The sequence below is a fragment of the Sphingopyxis sp. QXT-31 genome (genome assembly GCF_001984035.1).
In the GTDB taxonomy this organism is placed as follows: Bacteria; Pseudomonadota; Alphaproteobacteria; order Sphingomonadales; family Sphingomonadaceae; genus Sphingopyxis.
Genome location: NZ_CP019449.1, coordinates 3,003,737 through 3,026,146, shown reverse-complemented (window position 1 = coordinate 3,026,146; position 22,410 = coordinate 3,003,737). Strand labels below are relative to the sequence as shown.

Genomic DNA, 22,410 nt, shown 5'->3' with positions numbered 1-22,410 from the left:
CCCCGCATGCGCTTATTCAAATTGTGTCCTTTGTGGCTTTAAGCGGCGCTGCGTCCTCGCGCAGCGCGGCGCGGACGATGTCCATGTCGGGGCCGCCGCTGACATCGACCGCGCCGCCGCGCAGCACGCGCACGGTGGTGACCCCGTTGAGCGCGCGGCCCATCGCATAATCGAACTGGCGCATCCGGCCCATCGAGAGGGCGCGGTCCCACGCAACCGCAAAGCATTCGGCGCCGGGGCGGTCGCGCAGGCGATAGGCCGAGCGGCCCCCCATGCCGACCGCCTTCGCCGCGCGCCCGACCGAGCCCATCGCCTCGAGGGCGCGGATGAAGCATAACTGGATTTCGGGCGTCCAGCCGTCGGCGCGGCGGCGCTGTGCGGCCACGGGGGTGAAGGTGAGGCAGGTGCCGGCGAGCAGCGGGACGGGCGAGTCGGGACGTTCCATCTGCCAGTTTGGAACATAGCGGGATAATTTAGGAAAGGATTATTTCGGGGGCGGTGGAGGGGGCGGATTTGGGGTGGTTAGCGGACGTTGATATTGCCTTATGGATGACGCGAGGCAACATATTCGTTTCGTTCACGAATCATTTTCTGAACGAACCGGCTTTCCTCGCTCGCCGTCATTGCGGGTCCAATTTCTATTCGGTCCGTCTCTAAGATTACCAGCCAAGTTCTATCTTGATGAGTAACGATCCGACCGGATATTTTTGCAGATTTGTTGAATGTGCCGGGAGCATCGAAGGCTCGTTGGAATTCCTGTGAGGAGTTGCTCGGGTTCACAGCAATTCCTTTCCAGCATTTTTTATCTACCACCATCGCGGGTACATGCTGACTACCTCTGACCAGCATCGCATCAAACGTGACATCGTCGCCCTCGGAGCCTTGAAAATTTTGATCCAAATCGCAGAGGCTGCTGTGCGTCTCACCGCCGCAGGAAGCCAGAAGAAGGAATGCGAAAACCGTCAGAAATCTCATTTGCTCAATTTAGGTCGATTTCCAATGTCTGCAATCGGTCGAAACCTGTCGTTACAGCTCGCCCCCCAGCGCGCCATATTTCGATTCGAACCCGGCCTTGTCGCCGCGCGCCAGATAGGTCGCCTGATCGACGAAATTGTCGCGTGCAATGCGCCCCTGGAAGGCGCCGAGTTGGGGGTCGATCGCGGCAATATCGGCGTCGGTCCAGTCGGCGATCTGCTGGAAGCCGGTGACGCCGAGCCCGTTCAGCAGGCCCGCGAGCTTGGGGCCGAGCCCCTTGATCAGTTGCAGATTGTCGGCCTTGGCGGCGGCTGGAGCCGGAGCTGGAGCCGGTTCCGGCGCGGCAGCAGGCTCGGGTTCGGGCGTCGGTGCCAGGGCTGCCGACGGGATGGCCTCGACCGGTTCGACGGGCGCGGCTTCTGCGGGTGCCGGTTCGGCCTCGGCGACGGGTGCGGCCGGGGCGGGCGGCGTTTCGGGCGGGGCCGGCTGCGGTTCGGGCTCGACGGGCGCTGCGGCCGGAGGCGGTGCTTCAGCTAGCGGGGTCGGCGCTGGAGCTACCGGGGCAGCGGGCGCTGGTGCCGGTTCCTTGGGCTTGAAGCGCGCGGGTTCGGCCGCGACGATCTCGGGCTTCACGGCTTCGAGCGGCTTCTTGGGTTCGGCGGGCGGTGCCACCGGCGGCGCGACATCCTCGGCCTTCTTGCGGCCGAAGAGGAACCACAGCAGCACGATCGCGACGACGAGCCCGACGACCGCGATGACATAATTTTCCTGAAGCCACGCCATGATAGTCTCCCTCGTGTTCCGGTCAGCCTATGCGCGCGCGTCCGCGCCGTCCAGCTTCGCTCATTCCGCCTCGCGCGCGACCTCGCGCCAGCCGATATCGCGGCGGCAGAAGCCGGTCGCGAAATCGAGCCGGTCGACCGCGGCATAGGCGCGCGCCTGCGCCTCGGTGACGCTGCGCCCGGTCGCGGTGACATTGAGCACGCGGCCCCCCGCGGCGACGATCGTGTCGCCGTCGCGCGCGGTGCCCGCGTGGAAAACGCGCACGCCGCCTCTTTCGGCGTCGGCGATGCCGCGGATCGCGCCGCCCTTTTTGGGGGTCGCGGGATAGCCGTTGGCGGCCATCACCACGGTCAGCGCATAGTCGCTGGTAAAGGCCGGCGGGGCCGCCTCGGCGAGCCCGCCCGTCGCGGCGGCGTGGAGCAATGCGGCGAGGTCGCCGGCATAGCGCATCATCAGCACCTGGCATTCGGGGTCGCCGAAGCGGGCGTTATATTCGATCAGCTTGGGGCCTTGATCGGTGAGCATCAGTCCCGCGAAGAGGACGCCAACGTAAGGCGTGCCCTCGGCGGCGAGCGTCGCCACGGTCGGGCGGATGATGCGGTCCATCACTGCCGCTTCGAGCTCGGGGGTGAGCACGGGGGCGGGGCTGTAGGCGCCCATGCCGCCGGTGTTGGGGCCGGTATCGCCGTCGCCGACGCGCTTGTGGTCCTGCGCGCTGCCGAAGGCCATCACGTTCTTGCCGTCGGAGAGCGCGAAGAAGCTCGCCTCCTCGCCGGTCATATATTCCTCGATCACCACCTCGGCGCCCGCGCCGCCGAAGGCGCCGTCGAACATGTCGTCGATCGCGGCGGCGGCCGCTTCGGCGGTTTCGGCGATGATGACGCCCTTGCCCGCGGCGAGGCCGTCGGCCTTGATCACGACGGGGATGTCGAAGCCTTCAAGCACGGCATGCGCTTTTTCGGCGCTGGTGCAGCGGGCGTAGGCGGCGGTGGGGATGGACGCGCGGGCGCACAGGTCCTTGGTGAAGCCCTTGCTGCCCTCGAGCCGCGCCGCCGCGGCGCCGGGGCCGAAGGTCGCGATGCCGAGCGCGCGCAGCCGGTCGGCGAGCCCCGCGACGAGCGGCGCCTCGGGGCCGACGACAACGAAATCGATGCTGTGCGCGGTGCAGAAGGCGACAAGGCCGTCGATGTCGTCGACCGAAATCGCGACGCATTCGGCAAAGGCTTCGATCCCTGGGCTGCCTGGTGCGGCATAGAGCTTGCCGCAACTCGCCGATTGCGCCAGTTGCCAGCTCAGCGCATGTTCGCGGCCGCCCGAGCCGACCAGCAGGATATTCATGACCGTTCCTTTTCCCGATCCGGTGTCCGAAACCGACCCCGCGGCGCGGCTGTTAGCCGAGGCGGCGCCGGGGGACAATGCACCCGAACTGTCCGTCAGCCAATTGTCGGCGGCGATCAAGCGCACGGTCGAGGACGGCTTTGCGCGCGTGCGCGTGCGCGGCGAGCTGTCGGGGACGAAGCGCGCGGCGTCGGGGCATTTCTATGCCGCGCTCAAGGACGATAATGCACTGATCGACATGGTGATGTGGAAGGGGCAGGCGGCGCGCCTCGCCTTCCGCCCCGAGGACGGGATCGAGGTGATCGCAACCGGCAAGCTCACCACCTATCCGGGGCGCTCGAAATATCAGCTCGTCGTCGAAAGCCTGGAGGTCGCGGGCGAGGGCGCGCTGATGCTGCTCTTCGAGAAATTGAAGGCGCGGCTCGGCGCGGAGGGGCTGTTCGACCAGGGGCGCAAGCAGGCCTTGCCCTATCTGCCGCGCGTGATCGGCGTCGTGACCTCGCCGACGGGTGCGGTGATCCGCGACATCCTCCACCGCCTCGCCGACCGCTGCCCGACGCGCGTCATCGTCTGGCCGGTGCTGGTGCAAGGCGACGGCGCCGCGGCGCAGGTGGCGAATGCGGTGCGCGGTTTCGATGCGATCGAACCAGGGGGAGCGGTGCCGCGCCCCGACCTCGTCATCGTCGCGCGCGGCGGCGGGTCGATCGAGGATCTGTGGGCTTTCAACGAGGAGGTCGTCGTGCGCGCGATCGCCGACTGCCGCATCCCGACGATCAGCGCGGTCGGGCACGAGACCGATACGACGCTCGCCGACTATGCCGCCGACCGCCGCGCGCCGACCCCGACGGCGGCGGCCGAGATCGCGGTGCCGGTGCGCGCCGAGCTGCAGGAAATCCTCGCCGGCTGGGGCGGGCGGATGATCGGCGCGGCGAACCGCCGGCAGGCGCTGGCGGGCGAGCGGCTCACGGCGCTGGCGCGGCATTTGCCCAAGCGCGAGGCGCTTTATGCGCCGCAGCGGCAAAGGCTCGACGATGCGGCCGACCGGCTGGGTCGCGCGCAGCGGCAGCGGCTGACCGTGGTGTCGGAGCGGCTCGCGACGCGCGCGGGAGCGCTGCGCCCGGCGCTGCTCGTGCGGCGCTGGGACCGCGACCGCGCTCTGCTCGAAGGACTGGGGCGGCTGCTGACGTCGCTCGATCCGCGCGCCTTGCTGTCGCGCGGTTATGCGATGGTGCGCGACGCCGAGGGGGCGATCGTCCCGACCGCCGCGAGGGCCGTCGCCGCGGGGCATTTGCGGCTGGCCTTCGCCGACGGCGAGGTCGCCGCCGTGGCGGGCGAGGGTGCGCCGCCGCCTACCGCTGCCGCGAAACCGGCGGCGAAGAAGCCGCCCGCTGCGCCGGGCCGGGGGCAGGGCGAGCTCTTCTGATCGGGCGGGGCTGACCGCGGGGGTGGCGATGAGGCGCGATGCTGCTATGATCGGGGCGACCGCCTCTCCCGCACCGGAACCAGACTCATGCTGATCGCCAGCCGCAACCGCCTCGCCCGCCTCCACTACGGCCCCAACGGCTTTCGTATCCTGTCGCCCGGCGACCATGTTTTGTGCGCGGTCAGCGGCGCGCCGATCGGGCTCGACGAGCTACGCTACTGGTCGGTCGCGCGGCAGGAGCCCTATGCGAGCGCCGCGATTTCGGTGAAGGCCGCGCTCGACCACCGCGCATGAGTTTCGCGACGGATTGGCCGCGCGGCGCGATCGCGCTGGCGCTGCTGACGATTCCGACCAGCTGCATCCCGCCCGGGAACGGCGCGGCCACCGTGGCTCCGCCGCCGCCTCCCGTGGTCGTCGAACGGCCGGCCCCTCCGCCGCCTGCGCCGCCCGCCCCCGTCGCGCGCGACTTCGCGCTGCGCGGCCTCGCCGAACAGGGCGCCGCGATGCTCGGGCAGGCGCCGACCGGCACCCGGTTGCTGGCGCTCGACGGCAAGCCCGTCGCGCTCGCCCCCGACGGCGCCTTCCTGATCGCCTTCGACCGCGATGCCGGGCCGTCGGCGCAGCTGGTCGCGACGCTCGTCGACGGGCGCCGGATCGAGCGGGCGCTGGCCGTCGCGCCCGGTGCCTGGCGCCTCGAGCATATCAACGCGCCCTATCGGGGTAGTGCGGCGAGCGACGCCGATTTCGAACGACGCCGCCCCGCCGAGCTCGCACAGATCGCCGCCGCGCGGGCCGTCGACCAGGCATCGGAGGGCTGGCGCCAGCGCTTTATCTGGCCGGTGACCGGGCGCCGCTCGGGCTATTTCGGGTCGCAGCGCGTCTATCAGGGCAAGCCCGGAAGCTACCACAGCGGCGCCGATATCGCGGTGCCCGCGGGCACGCCCTTCGTCGCGCCGGCCGACGGCGTGGTCGTGCTCGCGGCTGCGTCGCCCTTCACGCTCGAGGGCAATCTGCTGATCGTCGATCACGGCATGGGGCTGAACAGCGCCTTCCTCCACTGCCAGCGGCTCGACGTGAAGGTCGGCGACCGCGTCGTCCAAGGGCAGGTGCTGGGTACGGTCGGCCGCACGGGCCGGGCCACGGGGCCGCACATGCATTGGGGCATGAAATGGGGCGACGCGCGGATCGATCCGGCCAAGCTGGCGGGCCCGATGGGCGGCTGAACGCCGGCTCGAATTCGTAACCGGCGAAACTTTATGTCGCGAAATATGCCGCGGCCCATCATTGTGTGTCGCCGTTTCCCGGACTTGTTGCAAATACGTCACAATGCGTCGCGAAACCGCGCGAAGCCCGGGAAATTTCCTTTACTCTACATGAATGAAGGGTCATCCCGCACGCTATCGGGGTGTCTGCGACGCTGGCTTTTCGCCTGTCCAAACGGGGGCCCGGGTATCTTTATCCATCAGTAGCAAGGGACTGCACTGTGAAGAAAACCCAATATTCCAAGCTGAAACTGGGCGCCGCGCCGCTGGTGCTGAGCGTGGCCCTGGCTTCGGCGCCTGCCTATGCGCAGGATGCCGCCGACGACGAAGGCGAAGCCACGATCGTCGTCACCGGTTCGCGTATCGCGCGTCCGAATCTCGATTCGAACAGCCCGGTTGCTGTCGTCAGCGGCGACGCGACGGTCGAGAACGCCGACGTCACGCTCGACACCTTCCTGAACACGCTGCCGCAGGTCAACCCGGCCGGCACGACCACGTCGAACAACCCCGGTAACGGCGGCCAGTCGAACATCGACCTTCGCGGCCTCGGCGCCAACCGCAACCTCGTCCTGATCAACGGCCGTCGCCCGATGGTGTCGGCGTCGAACCAGACGGTCGACTTGAACACCATTCCGCAGGGCCTGATCGAGCGCATCGAAATCGTGACCGGCGGCGCCGGCGCGGCTTACGGCGCCGACGCGATCGCGGGCGTCGTCAACCTGATCCTCAAGGACAATTTCGAAGGCATCGACCTTCGCGCCACCTATTCGAACTCGATCCCCGAGACCGACGCGCGCGAATATCAGATTAGCGGCATCATCGGCGGCAACTTTGCCGACGGCCGCGGCAACATCGCCTTCTCGGCCGAATATTCGAAGCGCCAGGGCCTGATCAAGGCGCAGCGCGACTTCGCGTCGCAGGCGACCTCGACCACGGGTTCGTTCCCGACCGGCACCTTCGTCAACAGCGGTACTAACCCGATCAGCCAGGCCGCGGTGAACACCCTGTTCGCCGGTTATGGCGTCACGCCCGGACAGACCCCGACGGTCAGCCAGCTCGGTTTCAACTCGGATGGCTCGCTGTTCGGCCGAGGTGCGTTCAACAGTCCGCTCGACGTGGCGAACTTCCGCTACGATCTCGATTCGCCGGCGAACCCGAACCTCAACTTCTTCCCGGACTTCTACAGCTACAACTTCGACATCGTGAACATCCTCGTTCTCCCGCTCGAGCGCAAATCGGCGTTCCTGACGGCGAATTACGAGATCAATCCGGCGTTCGACGTGTTCGTCCAGGGTGGTTACACCGACTACAGTTCGGCAACGGCGCTGGCGCCGACCCCGGTCAGCACCGGCATCGTCAACCCGGCGAACACCGCCGCTTCGGGCCTCAACGCGCGCTCGCCGCTCGTTTCGGTCGGCGGCCGCGTCACCGGCTTCATCGTGCCGGTCACCAACCCGTTCATCTCGAACGACCTGCGTTCGCTGCTCAACACGCGCGTCGGTGACGATCCGAACGTCGCGGGTGTCGGTGCGGCCGAAGGCGTCCGCATCGGTTACCGCTTCCTCGGCACCGGCCTGCGCGAGCAGCAGCTCGACAACCGTGTGATCCAGGGCCTCGCCGGTCTGCGCGGCGAATTCGCACCCGGCTGGCGCTACGAAGCCTATTACAGCTGGGGCGAAACCACGATCGACCAGCGCGCCACGGGCAACGTCAACGTCCAGCGCGTCCAGGAACTGCTCGAAGCACCCGACGGCGGCGTCAGCATCTGCGACGGCGGCTTCAACCCGTTCGGCATCCAGCCCTTCTCGGCCGACTGCGTCGATTATGTCGACGAAACGGGCGTGACCAAGACGGTCTTCACGCAGAAGGTCGCTCAGGCCTATGTCTCGGGCGAACTCACCGACCTGCCGGGCGGCCCGCTCGGCGTCGTGCTCGGTGTCGAGCAGCGCAAGTTCAAGTACAGCTTCGATCCGGGCTCGCTGTTCGGTCCGATCGCCGGCTTCAACACCGCGACGCCCGATCTCGGCACCAACAAGTTCCTCGACTTCTTCGGCGAACTTCGTGCCCCGATCATGGACACGCTGGAACTGTCGCTGACCGCTCGTCACTCGAAGAGCGACTTCAACGATATCCAGAATGGCGTGAACGGTGCGCCGTCGAACGACTGGACCTATGGTAGCACCATCACCTGGAGCCCGATCGACGAAGTCCGTCTGCGTGCGAGCTATCAGCACTCGGTCCGTGCGCCGAACTTCGGCGAGCTGTTCTCGGGCGGCGGCAGCTTCCCGCAGATCTTCGACCCCTGCTCGATCAACTCGAACTTCCGCCAGCAGGGCGGCACCGCGGCCCGCGACCTTTGCGTCGCGACCGGCGTTGGCGCGGGTACTGTGAACAGCTTCGTTCCCTCGCCGGGCGCGCAGGCGTTCATCACGACGACGGGCAACCCCAACCTGAAGCCGGAAAAATCGGACACCTTCACCGTCGGTGCGGTGTTCCAGGCCGCCGGTTTCACGGGCTCGATCGATTATTACAACATCAAGATCAAGGACACGATCCTCAACCCCGACGTCAACGAGATCATCGCGTCCTGCTATGGCTACAATGACATCAACCCGAACCTCAGCGGCGCGAGCCCCTATTGCGATGCAATCGGGCGGTCGGGCGATGCGATGACGGGTATCTACCTCCCGGCTTCGCTGGGCGGTGATGCGAACGGCTATTTCCAGTTCGTCAACGCCGGGTCGGTCAAGACCTCGGGCGTCGACGTCCAGCTGGGTTATCGCCTGCCGACCGAGTTCGTGAACGAAGACAGCGCGCTGAGCTTCAACCTGCTCGTCAACTACCTCATCGACTTCAAGAACGTCGGCCTCGGCGGTCTGAAGACCGATTATGCGGGTACGGCCTCCTACTTCGGTGCGGGTCTCGGCACGAGCTTCCCGCGCTGGAAGGCGACGCTCAACACCAAGTTCAACGTCACGCGTGAACTGAGCTTCGACAGCCGCATCCGCTTCATCGATGCGATGGAAAACCGGGCCTCGCGTCAGTTTATCGGCGAAGAGTTCACCGGCCCGGGTAGCGTCTTCTATTTCGACTTTGCGATGCAGGCCGAAATCGACGCCTTCACCTTCCGCATCGGCCTGAACAACGCGTTCGACCGCAAGCCGGAAACCTACTCGCCGAACGTGCAGTCGGGTACCGATCCGTCGCTGTACGACGTCATCGGCCGCCGCGCTTATGCGTCGGTCCGCCTGAAGTTCTAAGCTTCGGCAAACGAACCAAAGGAGAGGGCGGGACTGGTGTCCCGCCCTCTTTTTTTATAGGGAGCGGCGATGACCGTTACCGACAGATTGCGCGCCGCTTATGCCGCCTATGCCAAGGGCGATTTCGCCGCGGCAAAGGCGCAGGGCGAAGCCGCGCTGGCCGCCCAGCCGACCAATCCCACCGTCCTCCAGCTGCTCGGCGTCGTGAGCTGCCAGACCGGCGCGCCGCGGCAGGGCGCCGACTATCTGCGCCGCGCGATCGCACATGGCGGCGACACGAGCGACAACCGGATCAACCTGGCGCGTGCGCTGTCCGACCTTGGCGAGTTCGACGAGGCGGCGCGTGTCTGCGCCGAGGGCGACCTTGCCGGATCGGCCGACTTGCAGTCGATGCAGGCTCAGATCATGAAGGCGCAAGGCCGCACCACCGAAGCGGTCTGGGCCTATGAAAAGCTCGTCTCCGAAAATCCGAAGGACTTCGATGCCTGGAACAATCTGGGCAATGCGCGGCACGAGATGGGCGATCTCGAGGGCGCGCTGCAGGCGCTGCAGCAGGCGCGGCAGATCGACGCGCAATCGTCGCTCCTCCACACCAATATGGGCCGCGTGCTGATCTCGATGGACCGCTATGAGGAGGCGTGCCTGCTGCTCGAAAAGGCGGCGCTGCTCGCACCCAAGGATCCGGCGCCGCTGCTCGAGCTGGGGCGGACGCTGACGAGCATCAACCATGTCGAAGCAGGTCTCCGCGCGCTCGGCGACGCGGCGCGGCTCGCCCCCTCCGATCCCAAGATCTTCCTCGCGATCGCGGTCGCCTTCCTCGATCTCGAGAATAATGCCCAGGCCGAACGCGCGCTGCGCTTCGCGGTCAACGCCGATCCGCGCTTCGTCCCCGGCTACCTCAACCTCGGCATCCTGTTCGAAAAGGCCAACCGCGTCGACGAACTGCGCGCGCTGATCGCCGCGGCCGAGGCGGCGGGACTCGCGGGCGACGAGATCGATTATCTGCGCGCGCTGCTGCTCAGCCGCGACGGCGACCGCGCCGCGGCGCTCGACCTCGTGCGCGACCTGCAATCGCCCGCGATCAATCCGTCGATCAAGGCGCAATTCGCGGGGCAGCTTGCCGATCGCCTCGGCCGCACCGACGATGCGATGTATTTCTACGAGGATATGAACCAGGCGCAGGCGCGCAGCCCGATGGGCGTCGGGGTCGACCGCAGCGCGTACCAGCGCGCGATCGCGCGCCTCGACGAGCAGACGACGCCGGCGTGGTTCGCCGACTGGGCCGCGCCGCCGCTGCCCGCCGAACGCCCCGCACCGGCCTTCCTCGTCGGTTTTCCGCGCTCGGGGACGACGCTGCTCGACACGATCCTGATGGGCAACAGCGGCGCGCATGTGCTCGAGGAGCTGCCGATCATCGAGGGCCTGTCGAAGTCGCTCGGCGATCTCGACGCGATCCGCGCGCTCGACGCCGCCGCGGTTGCCGATCTGCGCCGCCGCTATTTCGCCGAACTCGACAAATTGTCGCCCCCGCCGCCCGGCAAGCTGGTGATCGACAAGAATCCGCTGTCGATGATCCGCATTCCGCTGATCCACCGGCTGTTTCCCGACGCGAAGATCATCCTCGCGATGCGTCATCCGTGCGACGTCGTGCTCAGCTGCTATATCCAGAATTTCAAGCCGACCGAGGCGATGGCGAGCTTCCTCGACCTCGCCAACGCCAGCCGCACCTACGACCGCATCTTCCATTATTGGGAGACGTGCCGGGCGGTCTTCCCGATCGATATGCATATGCTGCGTTACGAGGCGATGGTCGCCGACGCGGGCGCGGCGACGCGGCCGCTGTTCGACTTCCTCGGTCTCGATTGGGAAGAGGATGCGCTCGACCACCAGAAGACCGCCGCGGCGCGCGGCTATATCCGCACGCCGAGCTATGCGCAGGTGCTCGAGCCCATCTATTCGTCGGCGAGCGGGCGCTGGAAGCGCTACGAGGCGCAGATGCGCGAAGTGCTGCCGATCCTCGCGCCGTGGGTCGAGCGCTATGGCTATCGTCTCGACTGACCGCCGGACCGAATTGACGCCGGGACGCCAAGCGAATAGCTTTGCGATGTTCAAAGGGAGGTTGTTCATGCGTGCCATCCACCTGCTCGCCGTGATGGTGTCGGCGCCGCTGCTGTCGGTTCCCGCGCTCGCATCGCCAAACGACGAAGAGGCAGTCGCGGTCGACCCGAAGGACAAGTTGGTGTGCAAGCGTCAGCAGGCGACCGGCACCCGCTTCTTCAAGAAGATTTGCAAGACCGCGGCGCAGTGGGATGCGCTCGCCGAACAGCATCGGCGCGACCTGCGCGAAGCGATCGACCGGCCGCAGATCGAAATCCGCCGCAACTGATCGGCGGCCGCCGCGGCGGTCAGCCGCGCGCGCGCAGCCAGCCGGTGATCGACAGCCGCGGTTCGCGCGCGAAGGGCGTGACATAGCTCACGCTGTGCAGCTGCGGCACCGCGAAGAGCCGCAGCGCGTTCATCTGCGGCGCAAAGCCCTCGTCGATGCCGCCGTCGTCGCCGTGGAACAGCAGCAATCCGCCCCATTCGGGCCGCCAGCGCGGCATCAGCGAATAGACATAGGCCGCCTGCCGCCGCTTGCCCGCGACATCGTCGTCGTGCGCGGTCAGGAAATGCCCCTCGTCATAGCTGGTCGCCTGGCCGTCGGCGAAGGTGGCGCTGCCGCCGCCGAGGACATGGTTCAGCCGCTCGATCACTGCGGGGGCGGAGAGGAAGGCGACGAAGCGCGCCACCGGGTCGGCGCTGGCCGCGTCGCCGCCGTCGGGCGCGCGGATCGACTCGTAGCGATATTGAAAGCCTTCGCGGCCGGCATCGACGATATGGCGTTCGAGCGCTCGGCGCTGATCGGGCGTGAGCGCGGCCAGGGCATCGCGCGTCATCTCATAGACCTTGTCGCCGGCATTCATCACCAGTTTCCAGTCGGTCCGTGCGCCGAGATGCGCGCGTAGCGCCTCGGCTTGGCCCTCGGCGAGCAGGCCGGCGATCTCGACGCGGCCGCGCACCGCGAACTGCCGGCGCAGCACGTCCCAGTCGAGATCGTCGGACAGCCGAAAGTCCAGGGCCATGGTCGATCATTTCCTTCGTTTCCCGCGGCTTTCCGGCACACATCGATTTGACAGGCCGGCTACCGGGGGAATATGTTCCGCGCCAATCGATATTGTTTTGGAGACATGCTGTCATGCGCGGAATTCAAATGCTGGCGCTGCTCGCCACCGCCTCGCTGCTTCCCGCCGTGCCCGCCTTTGCCGAGGACGGCGCGAACGTCGATCCCAAGGACCGGATGGTGTGCAAGCGCACGCAGAAGACGGGGACGCGCTTCTACACCAAGATCTGCAAGACCGGGGGCCAGTGGGAGGCGATGGCCGAGGAGCAAAGGCGCGGACTGGCCGAGCAGGTCAACCGGCCGCAGCAGAATTACCAGCCGACGCGGCCCGGCGAATGAAGCTCGGGACGCCGCTGGTCAAATTGCCGCGGCAATATTGTGCGGAAACGCTGGCAAAAGAGGTGGCGGCGCTGCCCCAATCGGCGTGGCTGCCGCATCCGGGGCGGCTGCCCGGCAACGATGCGGTGCCGCTGATCACCCCGGCGGGGCAGGTGTCGAACGGCTTCGCGGGGCCGATGGCGCCGACCGATGCGCTCGATCGCTGCCCCTATATCAAGGAAATCCTCGCCGATCTCGGCGCGGTATGGGGACGCAGCCGGTTGATGGGGCTCGCGCCGGGCGCGGTGGTGCCCGAGCATGTCGACGTCGGTTATTATTGGCGGACGCACATCCGCATCCATATTCCCGTCGTGACCAATCCGGGGGTCGCCTTCAGCTGCGACAGCGAGACGGTGCATATGGCGCCGGGCGAATGCTGGCTGTTCGACAGCTTCTGCCTCCATAATGTGAAGAATGCCGGCGACCAGAAGCGCGTCCATCTGGTGCTCGACACCGTCGGCGGCGAGAAATTATGGGCGATGATCGCCGAGGCGAAGCGCCATGGCCGCGACGCGCAGCCGATCGAGACGGTGGCGCCGGGCTCGGTCGGCTATGCCACGCCGCTCGCTTATGAGCAGGTCAACCTGCCCGCGATCATGTCGGTGTGGGAGATCCGCTGCCATGTCGATTTCCTGCTCCGGCAATGCCCGCCGTCGCCCGCGCTCGATGCGGCGACCGAGCGGCTCGAGCAGTTCGCCAACGCCTGGGGCGCGCTCTGGGCGCAACATGGCACCGACACCAGGGGGCTCGCCGCCTATCGCGCGCTCATCGAGGCGGTCCAGCGCGACCTGCAGCGGATCGGGGCGCAGCGCATCCTGCTCATCGGCAACGAGGTACCGCTCGAGCGCGCGCTCGCCGAGCTCGTCTTCATGGTCGCCGCACCGAACGCCGCTCCCGCCGCCGCCGCGGCCTGACCCGCCCGATGATCGTTTCGCACAAGCACCGCTTCATCTTCGTCGCGATTCCCAAGACGGGGACGCATTCGGTGCGGCATGCGCTGCGCGGGCATATGGGCGAGGAGGACATGGAGCAGGCGCGGCTGTTCGTCGAGAAGAGCTTCCCGATCCCCGAGATTGCGCGCATGGGGCACGGCCATATCAGCTTCGCCGAGGTCCGGCCCTTCCTCGGCGAAGAGGCGTTCCAGAGCTATTTCAAATTCGCCTTCGTGCGCAATCCGTTCGATCGCTTCGTCTCCTACTGCGCCTTCGCCACCAGCCGCGAGGGCAGTTTCGATCGCGATCCGAAGCGCGTGATGCGGCATTTCCTGTTCACCGCGCCACCGATGAACCACATCATCTTTCGCCCGCAGCACCTGTTCGTCACCGATCAGGGCGGCAGCCTGCAGGCCGACATGCTCGGCAAGGTCGAGGAGATGCAGGCGTCGTACGACGCGATCGCGGCGCGCATCGGCGTTCCGACGACCGCGCTCGACCATGCCAACCGGTCGCGGCGCGGCGACTATCGCGACTATTACGACCAGGAGCTGATCGACGGCGTCGCGAAAATCTATGCCCGCGATCTGGCGCTTTTCGGCTATGATTACTGACCGGAGAGGCTGAGCCATGTACCCCAATCCCCGCAAGACGACGAGCATCCGGCGCCTCGGCAGCGTCGACATCGCCGCGCTCAAGCAGGCGGTGGCGGCGATTCCGGAAACATTGTGGCAGGCCGAGAATGCCGACAAGCCGAACCGGTTCGAGGCGCTCGACGCCACCGCGCATATCGTCTTTCGCTTCGTTGCGAACATGCGCGACTGGCGCACCGACTATGCGCGGCCGCTGTGGGACGAGTGGGAGGCGCTGCTCGCGCCGGTGATGGCGGCGGCGACCGCGGACTATGGCTATCAGAACGGCATATTCCCCCGCGTGATGCTGGCGCGCATGCCGGCCGGCGGGGTGATCCAGCCGCACCGCGACGCCAATCCCGCGGCGAAATGGCCGCACAAGATCCATGTCCCCATCGAGACCAACGACCGGGTGCTCTTCCGCATCGACGGCCAGACCTATCATATCGCCGAGGGCGAGGCGGCCGAGGTCAATAATATGGGGGTTCATGCGGTGACCAACGGCGGCGATACGCCGCGCATCCACCTGATCTTCGAATATTATGACGCCGACCAGCCGGCACCGGACTGGCTCGCGGCGCTGACCGGGCAGCCCGCCTAGTCTCCTTCGATGGTGTCGACCGGGCGTTCGTCGAAGCCCAAGGGCGCTTCGCCGGTCTTGGCTTGTTTTTCGATCGCCGCCCGACATCATTCTTCACGCACCGGGGAATTGCCGAAATAACGGATAATTAACGCTATTCTCCGACTGCGCACATGGGGTGGGCTGTAGTCGGGGAACCGGCGTGCGCCGCATTGGCCCGCTGCCCCTTGCGACAGACCCATCATTAAAAAAGGGAATTCTGTCGTGAAAACACTCGTCGATTCGCGAAGCCTGCGCCTTGGCGCCGCGCCGCTCGCCCTCGCCCTGGCGCTCTCCGCCGCCCCCGCTGTTGCGCAGGAGGCGCCCGTTGGCGCGGCCGCAGCCGGCGAAACCGCCGACGACGGCGAAGCCATCGTCGTCACCGGATCGCGCATCGCGCGCCCCGAGGCCGATTCGCCCAACCCCGTGACCTCGATCAACAGCGAGACGATCCAGCAGTCGGGCCTCACCAACCTCACCGACCTGCTCGTCCAGAACCCCGCGCTGCTCGGGTCGAGCACCACCGCCGATGCGGGCGGTTCGACCGCACTGTTCGGCGGGGTGGGCATCAACCTGCTCAACCTGCGCAACCTCGGCACCGAACGCACGCTGGTGCTGGTCAACGGCCGCCGCCATATCTCGGGCATCACCGGCACCGCGTCGGTCGACATCAACACCATCCCCAATGCGCTGATCGAGCGCATCGACGTGCTCACCGGCGGCGTGTCGGCGGTCTATGGCGCCGACGGCGTGTCGGGCGTGGTCAATTTCGTGCTCAAGCGCGATTTCGAAGGGATCGACGCGCGCTTTCAGACGGGCATCTCGTCGCGCGGCGACGCGAACAACATCTACGGCTCGCTGACCGCGGGGACCAATTTCTCGGACGACCGCGGCAATATCGCGGTGTCGTACGAATATAACCGCGATTCGCGTGTGCCCGCCAGCGCGCGCAAATCCGGGCGCAACCTCGATCTGTTCAGCTTCCGCCGCAACCTCGCCGACTTTCCCGACGATCCGAGCATCGTCGACCGCATCCTCTACAACGACATCCGCTACGCCGACAGCTCGCCCGGCGGCGCGGTCGACGTCGACATCGACTTCTCGCCCGATTTCACCGGCGAGGGGACGATCTACGACCTCGGCACGCCGATTCCGGGATCGGGCGGCGTCGTGCAGGGGGGCAGCAGCACCCCGATCGCGGGCTATCAGGGCGACCTCCAGCCCAAGACCGAGAAGCATAATGTCAATCTGCTCGGCAGCTACGAGTTCAGCGACGCGCTCCGTTTCTTCGTCGAAGCCAAATATGTGAAGACGAGGAATTTCTCCTTCGCGCAGCCGTCGTTCGACTTCTTCACCACGATCCAGGCCGACAACCCCTTCATTCCCGCCGCGATCCGGGGCGCCATCGTGCCCGATGCGTTGTCGCTCGGAATCTTCGGCGATGTCGGCTTCCTTCCCGACGGCGTTCTCGTCAGCCGCGACAATTTCGACCTCGGCGTGCGCGGTGAATATGCCGAACGCGACACCTATCGCGGGGTGATCGGCGTCGACGGCGAACTGACCGACAATCTCAAATATGAGGTCAGCTATGTCTATGGCCAGACCAAGACGCGCTTCCTGAGCACCAATTACCGCTTGCGCGACCGCTATTTCGCCGCGATCGACGCCGTCGACCAGGGCCAGTTCCTGACGGGCACGCCTAATGGCAATATCGTCTGCCGCTCGTCGCTCGATCCGACCGCGCCCGGCAACGACCCCAATGGGATCATCATCGGGGCCGACACCACGCCGATCACCTTCACCCCCGGTGCGAACAGCGGCTGCGTGCCGCTCAACATCTTCGGCGAAGGTTCGCCGAGCGCCGCGGCGCTCGACTGGATCAACGTCGATCTCGAAAACCGGATCAAGGTCCAGCAGCATGTCGTCAGCGCCTCGATCTCGGGCGACACCGGCGCGGTGTTCGAACTGCCCGGCGGGCCGATCGGTTTCGCGCTCGGCGCCGAATACCGGAAGGAAAAGTCGAACTTCGTCCCCGACCCCTTCCTCGTCCAGGATGCGCTCGCCGACCTTGCGGCACAATTCCCCGAACGCGGCAGCTTCGACGTCAAGGAAGCTTTCGCCGAAATCAACATTCCGGTGCTGCGCGACATGCCCTTCGCCGACATATTGCAATTCGGCGCCGCGATCCGTTTCTCGGACTATTCGACGATCGGGACCACGACGACGTGGAAGGTCGATGGTACCTGGGGTCCGGTCCGCGATATCCGCTTCCGCGGTACCTATTCGGAAGCGGTGCGCGCACCGAACCTGACCGAACTGTTCGCCCCGCAGAACGGCGCCTTCTCGTTCATCGACGATCCGTGCGATCCCAGCAATCTCGCCGAAGGCACGTCGTTCCGCGTGGCGAACTGCAACGCGACGCTGACCGCGCTCGGCGTCGATCCGGCGACCTTCAATCCGGCGAACGACCCGCAGGCGACCGCGTCGCTGCCGGGCCGCACGATCGGCACGCCCTTCCTCGATGAGGAAACGGCCAAGACCTGGACCGCGGGTGTGGTGCTGCGGCCGAGCTTCATTCCGGGGCTTGTCGCGACCTTCGACTGGTACGACATCAAGATCGCCAATGCGATCACGACGGCGACGGCGCAGGATCTGGCCGACGCCTGCGTCGACCAGCCGACGCTCGACAACCAGTTCTGCGACCTGATCACCCGCGATCCAACGACGGGCTTCGTCTCGGACTATCTGTTGCGGCCGCTCAACGTCTCGGAATTCGCGACCTCGGGCGCCGACTTCACGGTCAACTACGCCTTCCGACCGAGCGACAGCCTGGGCCAGTTCAACGTGCGGCTGGCGGGCGGTTATCTCGACAAGCTGACGTTCATCTCGACCCCGGGGGCCGAGGTCGACGACGACCGCACCGAGGCGTTCGCGCCGAAGTGGAACGGCACGCTCGACATCACCTGGGTGAAGGACAATTGGTCGCTGAACTATGGCGTCAATTATTTCAGCAAGACGCGGCGCTTCACCACCGAGCAGATCGAGGCGAACCCTGATCTCGTCGATCCGAAGTATATCTTCTATCGCGAGAAATGGGAGCATGACGTCCAGCTCGGCTTCAAGACCGACGACGAGCGCTTCCAGTTCTATGCCGGCGTGAACAACCTCTTCGGGCGCGACCCCGACGTCGGCGAGCTCAACTATCCGTCGAGCTTCCGCGGGCGCTATGTCTATGCCGGGGTGAAGGTGAATTTGGCGAGCCTGGGGCTTTAAGCCAAAAATCCTCCCGGCCGCGAAACGTTGGGGAGGGGGACCGCCCGAAGGGTGGTGGAGGGGCCTGCGACATCGCGTCATGGCCCATCCGTCAGTCCCTGCGGGACTGCCACCTCCCCATGGCTTCGCCACAGGGAGGATTTCCTATCAAGCCGGGGTCAGTTTCAGCGCCCCGTCGCCTTCGTCGACCCGGATCGTCGATCCGTCCTTGACCTCGCCCTTCAGGATCAGGTCGGCGAGCGGGTCCTGCAGATATTTCTGCACCGCGCGCTTCAGCGGGCGCGCGCCATAGACCGGGTCATAGCCGACGCGGCCGAGCCAGGCGCGCGCGGCGTCGGTGAGGTCGAGCGTCACCTTGCGGTCGGTGAGCAATTTCTGGACGCGTGCGACCTGGATATCGACGATACCCGCCATATGCCGCTGCGCGAGGCGGTTGAAGAGCACGATCTCGTCGAGCCGGTTCAGGAACTCGGGCCGGAAATGCGCGCGCACGATTTCCATCACAGCGGGTTCGGCCTGTTCGATCGGCGCATCGTCGGGCAGCGCGGCGATCGCCTGGCTGCCGAGGTTCGAGGTCAGGATGATCAGCGTGTTGGTGAAGTCGACCGTGCGGCCCTGCCCGTCGGTGAGGCGCCCGTCGTCGAGCACCTGGAGCAGGATGTTGAACACGTCGGGATGCGCCTTCTCCACCTCGTCGAACAGCACGACCTGGTATGGGCGGCGGCGCACCGCTTCGGTCAGCGTGCCGCCTTCTTCATAGCCGACATAGCCCGGCGGCGCGCCGACGAGCCGCGCGACGCTGTGCTTCTCCATGAACTCGGACATGTCGATGCGGACCATCGCATTGTCGTCGTCGAACAGGAATCGCGCGAGCGCCTTGGTGAGCTCGGTCTTGCCGACGCCCGTGGGGCCGAGGAAGAGGAAGGAGCCGAGCGGGCGGTTGGGGTCCTGCAGCCCGGCGCGGGCGCGGCGGACCGCGGTCGATACCGCGCGCACGGCTTCGTCCTGGCCGATCACGCGCTGGGTCAGCGTGTCTTCCATACCGAGCAATTTCTCGCGCTCGCCTTCCATCATGCGGTCGACGGGGATGCCGGTCCATTTGCTGACCACCGCGGCGATATCGTCGGCGGTGACCTCTTCGCGCAGCATTGCATTGCTGGAGATGGCCTGCGCCTCTTCGAGCTGCCGTTCGAGCGCGGGAATGGTGCCGTAGGATAGCTCGCCCGCCTTCGCAAGGTCGCCCGCGCGCTGCGCCTGTTCGAGCGCCGAGCGCGCCGCGTCGAGCTCTTCCTTGATCTTCGCCTCGGCGTGGATCTTTTCCTTCTCGGCCTGCCACTTTTGCGTCAGTTCGGCCGACTGCTGTTCGAGGTTTGCGAGTTCGGCGCGGAGCGCGGCGAGCCGGTCCCTCGACGCTTCGTCGCTTTCCTTCGACAGTGCGGCTTCCTCGATCTTCATCTGGATGATGCGGCGGTCGAGGCTCTCGATTTCCTCGGGCTTGGACTCCACCTCCATGCGGATGCGGCTCGCGGCCTCGTCCATCAGGTCGATCGCCTTGTCGGGCAGGAAGCGGTCGGAGATATAGCGGTTCGACAGCGTCGCCGCGGCGACGATCGCGCCGTCGGTGATCCGCACGCCGTGGTGCAGCTCGTACTTTTCCTTGATGCCGCGCAGGATCGAGATCGAATCCTCGACCGTCGGCTCGCCGACGAAGACGGGCTGGAAGCGCCGCTGGAGCGCGGGGTCCTTTTCGACATGCTTGCGATATTCGTCGAGCGTCGTCGCGCCGATGCAGTGGAGCTCGCCGCGAGCGAGCGCAGGCTTGAGCAGGTTCGAGGCGTCCATCGCGCCTTCGGATTTGCCCGCACCGACCAGCGTGTGCATCTCGTCGATGAACAGGATGATCTCGCCCTCGGCGGCCTTGACGTCGTCGAGCACGCCCTTGAGGCGCTCCTCGAACTCGCCGCGATATTTGGCGCCGGCGATCAGCGACCCCATGTCGAGCGACAGCAGGCGGCGGTCCTTTAAACTGTCGGGCACGTCGCCATTGACGATGCGCAGCGCCAGCCCTTCGGCGATCGCGGTCTTGCCGACGCCGGGTTCGCCGATGAGGACGGGGTTGTTCTTGGTGCGGCGGGCGAGGATCTGGACGGTGCGACGGATTTCCTCGTCGCGGCCGATCACCGGGTCGAGCTTGCCCTCGCGCGCGACTTCGGTGAGGTCGCGCGCAAATTTCTTGAGCGCTTCGTAGCGGTCTTCGGCCGAGGCGGTGTCGGCGGAGCGCCCGCCGCGCAGTTCGTTGATCGCGGCGTTGAGCGCGTCGGCCTTCACGCCGGCATCGGCGAGGGCCTTGGCGACCGGGGTGCCGGCGGCGAGTACCATAGCGAGCAGCAGCCGCTCGACGGTGACGAAGCCGTCGCCCGCCTTGGCGGCGACCTGTTCGGCCTGGTCGAGCAGGCGCACCGCGTCGTTGTCGAGCCCGGGCGTCGCTTGCGCGCCCGAACCCGACACCGCCGGAACCTTGGCGAGCAGCGCGTCGACGCCCTGCACCGCGCGCGCGGCATCGCCGCCGCTCTTGGCGATCAACCCGGCGGCCATGCCCTGATTGTCTTCGAGCAGCGCTTTCGCGATATGCTCGGGCGAGATCCGCTGGTGGTTCAAACGGATCGCGATGGTCTGCGCCGCCTGCAAAAAGCCCTTGGCGCGGTCGGTGAATTTTTCGAGGTTCATGGCGAAAAGCCCCTTTCTCGCCGACAGAGATAGTGTTGCTTTTTGGCAACACAAGGGGCGTTCCGAAAGCTTAGTTCGCCCCGCGCGCCAGCTGATCGAGCAGGCGGACACCGAAGCCGCTCATGCCTTTGGGCACCAGCGGCAAGGCGCTGTCGGCCTGGTTCATCCCCGCGATGTCGAGATGCGCCCAAGGCGTGGTTTCGGCGACGAAATAACCGATGAAATGCGCCCCGATGCTCGCGCCGGGACCCGCGCTGGGCGCGATGTTGCGCACGTCGGCGATGTCCGATTCGATCTTCTTCGCGTAATTTTTGTGGAGCGGCATGCGCCACAGCTCCTCGCCGCTGACCGTGCCCGCCGCGAGCAATTGCGCCGCGAGCGTCTCGTCGCGCGCGAAGAGTCCGGCATATTGGCTGTCGAGCGCGCCGACGATCGCGCCGGTCAGCGTCGCGATGTTGACGATCGCGCGCGGCTTATATTTGTCGGCGACATATTCATTGGCGTCGGCGAGCACGAGCCGGCCTTCGGCGTCGCTGTTGAGCATCTCGATCGTCTTGCCCGACATGGTGCGCACGACGTCGCCGGGGCGCTGGGCGTTGCCGTCGGGCATATTCTCGGCGAGCGCCGCAACCGCGACGACATGCACCGGCGCCTTCGACTTGGCGAGCGACAGCACCGCGCCGACGGTCGAGGCGGCGCCCGACATGTCGCCCTTCATGTCCCACATGCCCGCGCCGGGCTTGAGCGAGATGCCACCCGAATCGAAGGTGATGCCCTTGCCGACGAAGGCGAGCGGCGCGGCGTTGGCGCCGGCGCCGCGATAGCGCACCGCGAGCAGGCGCGAGCCGCGCGGGCTGCCCTGGCCGACCCCGACGAGCGTGCCCATGCCGAGCTTGCGCATCGCCGCCTCGTCGAGCACCTCGATCGTCACCCCGCCGACCCCGGCAAAGGCCTGGCGCACCTCGGCGACGAAGCTTTCGGGATAGACGACATTGGCGGGTTCGTTGGCGAGGTCGCGCGACAGGCGCACGCCGTCGGCGAGCGGGCGCCAGCGCGCCGCGAAGCTCGATTGCGCCGCAGCGCTGTCGCCGCCGACGATCGTCACCGCGTCGGCCGCGGGCGGCTTGCGGTCGACAGTCTTGTAGCGGTCGAAGCGATACTGGCCGAGCGCGAAGCCATAGCCCGCCTCGGCGGCTTCGGCGCCGGTGAAGGCGCCGGTCAGCGTCACCGGCGCCGCGTCCTTGATCTCCTGCGCCGCCTTGCCAGCGGCCTCGGCGCGCGCGAGCATCGTCGGCGCGGCGCCGGTGCCGACGAGCAGGATGCGGCTGTGCGCTCCGATCCCGCGCAGCGACAGCGTTGCATTGGCCTTGCCCTCGAATTTCGCGCCGGCAATGGCGGCCTCGATCGCCGCGCGCTCGCCCGTGCCGACGCCCACGGCCGTCAGGTCGGGCAGCGCCGCGTCGCTCATCAGCACGACCAGCACGCCGTTTGCGGGTGCGCTTGCGGCGAAGCCGATCGGGCGCTCGGCGCTGTTGGCGACGGTGCCGGGGACGACGCCCGATCCGGCAATGCCCTGCGCCAGGGCGGCGGGCGCCATCAGCGGCGCGATGGAAAGGCAGGCGGCAAGCAGCAGGCTCTTGGTATGCAT

At 66.8% G+C, this 22,410-nt stretch carries 18 protein-coding genes; 11 read left to right on the top strand and 7 right to left on the bottom strand.

The genetic code is table 11. The features are described from left to right. Positions 1–16 precede the first annotated feature (16 nt). From BWQ93_RS14545 to purD, 4 genes are all read right to left on the bottom strand, one after another. Positions 17–445 carry a hypothetical protein gene (locus BWQ93_RS14545; RefSeq protein WP_077031179.1) on the bottom strand — a complete coding sequence of 143 codons (429 nt, stop codon included), beginning with the start codon at positions 443–445 and terminating at the stop codon, positions 17–19. Between the two features lie 98 nt (positions 446–543). Next, a complete protein-coding gene (locus BWQ93_RS20860) occupies positions 544–975 on the bottom strand; it encodes a hypothetical protein (protein ID WP_156878251.1) in 432 nt (143 codons plus the stop codon). 51 nt (positions 976–1,026) lie between these two features. After that, a complete protein-coding gene (locus tag BWQ93_RS14540) occupies positions 1,027–1,758 on the bottom strand; it encodes a hypothetical protein (RefSeq protein WP_077031178.1) in 732 nt (243 codons plus the stop codon). 60 nt (positions 1,759–1,818) lie between these two features. Next, positions 1,819–3,096, bottom strand: coding sequence for a phosphoribosylamine--glycine ligase (purD, locus tag BWQ93_RS14535; protein ID WP_077031177.1), 1,278 nt, complete (start codon positions 3,094–3,096; stop codon positions 1,819–1,821). Here purD and xseA point away from each other — a divergent pair. From xseA to BWQ93_RS14505, 6 genes are all read left to right on the top strand, one after another. Beyond that, positions 3,095–4,519, top strand: a complete 1,425-nt coding sequence (xseA, locus tag BWQ93_RS14530; protein ID WP_077031176.1) for an exodeoxyribonuclease VII large subunit — start codon at positions 3,095–3,097, stop codon at positions 4,517–4,519. The genes purD and xseA overlap by 2 nt on opposite strands. Positions 4,520–4,606: 87 nt before the next feature. Further along, positions 4,607–4,813, top strand: coding sequence for a DUF2093 domain-containing protein (locus tag BWQ93_RS14525; RefSeq protein WP_077031175.1), 207 nt, complete (start codon positions 4,607–4,609; stop codon positions 4,811–4,813). After that, complete coding sequence (locus BWQ93_RS14520; protein ID WP_077031174.1) at positions 4,810–5,742, top strand: M23 family metallopeptidase; 933 nt, start codon at positions 4,810–4,812, stop codon at positions 5,740–5,742. Before BWQ93_RS14525 ends, BWQ93_RS14520 begins: the two co-directional genes overlap by 4 nt. Positions 5,743–6,002: 260 nt before the next feature. Next, the gene (locus BWQ93_RS14515) at positions 6,003–9,041 is read left to right on the top strand and encodes a TonB-dependent receptor domain-containing protein (RefSeq protein WP_077031173.1); all 3,039 of its coding nucleotides are present in this window, start codon (positions 6,003–6,005) and stop codon (positions 9,039–9,041) included. A 69-nt stretch (positions 9,042–9,110) separates the two neighbouring features. Continuing rightward, complete coding sequence (locus BWQ93_RS14510) at positions 9,111–11,099, top strand: tetratricopeptide repeat-containing sulfotransferase family protein (protein WP_077031172.1); 1,989 nt, start codon at positions 9,111–9,113, stop codon at positions 11,097–11,099. Positions 11,100–11,166: 67 nt separating this feature from the next. After that, positions 11,167–11,427: a hypothetical protein gene (locus BWQ93_RS14505; protein WP_077031171.1), complete on the top strand. Its 261-nt coding sequence runs from the start codon at positions 11,167–11,169 to the stop codon at positions 11,425–11,427. 19 nt (positions 11,428–11,446) lie between these two features. Here the strand turns inward: BWQ93_RS14505 and BWQ93_RS14500 are convergent, their stop codons facing one another. Beyond that, positions 11,447–12,163 (bottom strand): 2OG-Fe(II) oxygenase, encoded by a 717-nt coding sequence (locus BWQ93_RS14500; RefSeq protein WP_077031170.1) that lies wholly within the window; start codon positions 12,161–12,163, stop codon positions 11,447–11,449. A 113-nt stretch (positions 12,164–12,276) separates the two neighbouring features. Between BWQ93_RS14500 and BWQ93_RS21145 the strand changes: the two genes are divergently transcribed. The 5 genes from BWQ93_RS21145 to BWQ93_RS14475 all read left to right on the top strand — a co-directional run bounded on the left by BWQ93_RS21145 (position 12,277) and on the right by BWQ93_RS14475 (position 18,035). After that, entirely contained in the window at positions 12,277–12,540 is a 264-nt protein-coding gene (locus tag BWQ93_RS21145) for a hypothetical protein (RefSeq protein ID WP_198040397.1), read from the top strand. Further along, positions 12,537–13,493 carry an aspartyl/asparaginyl beta-hydroxylase domain-containing protein gene (locus BWQ93_RS14490; protein ID WP_077031168.1) on the top strand — a complete coding sequence of 319 codons (957 nt, stop codon included), beginning with the start codon at positions 12,537–12,539 and terminating at the stop codon, positions 13,491–13,493. The genes BWQ93_RS21145 and BWQ93_RS14490 overlap by 4 nt, the downstream gene beginning before the upstream one ends. A gap of 8 nt (positions 13,494–13,501) precedes the next feature. After that, complete coding sequence (locus BWQ93_RS14485) at positions 13,502–14,125, top strand: sulfotransferase family 2 domain-containing protein (RefSeq protein WP_077031167.1); 624 nt, start codon at positions 13,502–13,504, stop codon at positions 14,123–14,125. A gap of 16 nt (positions 14,126–14,141) precedes the next feature. Then, positions 14,142–14,744, top strand: a complete 603-nt coding sequence (locus BWQ93_RS14480; RefSeq protein WP_077031166.1) for an aspartyl/asparaginyl beta-hydroxylase domain-containing protein — start codon at positions 14,142–14,144, stop codon at positions 14,742–14,744. A 243-nt stretch (positions 14,745–14,987) separates the two neighbouring features. Beyond that, a complete protein-coding gene (locus BWQ93_RS14475) occupies positions 14,988–18,035 on the top strand; it encodes a TonB-dependent receptor plug domain-containing protein (RefSeq protein ID WP_077031165.1) in 3,048 nt (1,015 codons plus the stop codon). 147 nt (positions 18,036–18,182) lie between these two features. On the opposite strand, the gene clpB is transcribed toward BWQ93_RS14475, so the two are convergent. Next, positions 18,183–20,762 (bottom strand): ATP-dependent chaperone ClpB, encoded by a 2,580-nt coding sequence (gene clpB / locus BWQ93_RS14470; protein WP_077031164.1) that lies wholly within the window; start codon positions 20,760–20,762, stop codon positions 18,183–18,185. A gap of 70 nt (positions 20,763–20,832) precedes the next feature. Next, entirely contained in the window at positions 20,833–22,410 is a 1,578-nt protein-coding gene (locus BWQ93_RS14465; RefSeq protein WP_077031163.1) for a leucyl aminopeptidase, read from the bottom strand.

Coding starts and splice junctions, on each gene's coding strand:
- BWQ93_RS14510 (WP_077031172.1), top strand. CDS start 9,111: ATGACCGTTACCGACAGATTGCGCGCCGCTTATGCCGCCTATGCCAAG.
- xseA (WP_077031176.1), top strand. CDS start 3,095: ATGACCGTTCCTTTTCCCGATCCGGTGTCCGAAACCGACCCCGCGGCG.
- BWQ93_RS14545 (WP_077031179.1), bottom strand. CDS start 445: ATGGAACGTCCCGACTCGCCCGTCCCGCTGCTCGCCGGCACCTGCCTC.
- BWQ93_RS14500 (WP_077031170.1), bottom strand. CDS start 12,163: ATGGCCCTGGACTTTCGGCTGTCCGACGATCTCGACTGGGACGTGCTG.
- BWQ93_RS14480 (WP_077031166.1), top strand. CDS start 14,142: ATGTACCCCAATCCCCGCAAGACGACGAGCATCCGGCGCCTCGGCAGC.
- BWQ93_RS14505 (WP_077031171.1), top strand. CDS start 11,167: ATGCGTGCCATCCACCTGCTCGCCGTGATGGTGTCGGCGCCGCTGCTG.
- BWQ93_RS14520 (WP_077031174.1), top strand. CDS start 4,810: ATGAGTTTCGCGACGGATTGGCCGCGCGGCGCGATCGCGCTGGCGCTG.
- purD (WP_077031177.1), bottom strand. CDS start 3,096: ATGAATATCCTGCTGGTCGGCTCGGGCGGCCGCGAACATGCGCTGAGC.
- BWQ93_RS14540 (WP_077031178.1), bottom strand. CDS start 1,758: ATGGCGTGGCTTCAGGAAAATTATGTCATCGCGGTCGTCGGGCTCGTC.
- BWQ93_RS14525 (WP_077031175.1), top strand. CDS start 4,607: ATGCTGATCGCCAGCCGCAACCGCCTCGCCCGCCTCCACTACGGCCCC.
- BWQ93_RS21145 (WP_198040397.1), top strand. CDS start 12,277: ATGCGCGGAATTCAAATGCTGGCGCTGCTCGCCACCGCCTCGCTGCTT.
- BWQ93_RS20860 (WP_156878251.1), bottom strand. CDS start 975: ATGAGATTTCTGACGGTTTTCGCATTCCTTCTTCTGGCTTCCTGCGGC.
- BWQ93_RS14490 (WP_077031168.1), top strand. CDS start 12,537: ATGAAGCTCGGGACGCCGCTGGTCAAATTGCCGCGGCAATATTGTGCG.
- clpB (WP_077031164.1), bottom strand. CDS start 20,762: ATGAACCTCGAAAAATTCACCGACCGCGCCAAGGGCTTTTTGCAGGCG.
- BWQ93_RS14485 (WP_077031167.1), top strand. CDS start 13,502: ATGATCGTTTCGCACAAGCACCGCTTCATCTTCGTCGCGATTCCCAAG.
- BWQ93_RS14465 (WP_077031163.1), bottom strand. CDS start 22,410: ATGCATACCAAGAGCCTGCTGCTTGCCGCCTGCCTTTCCATCGCGCCG.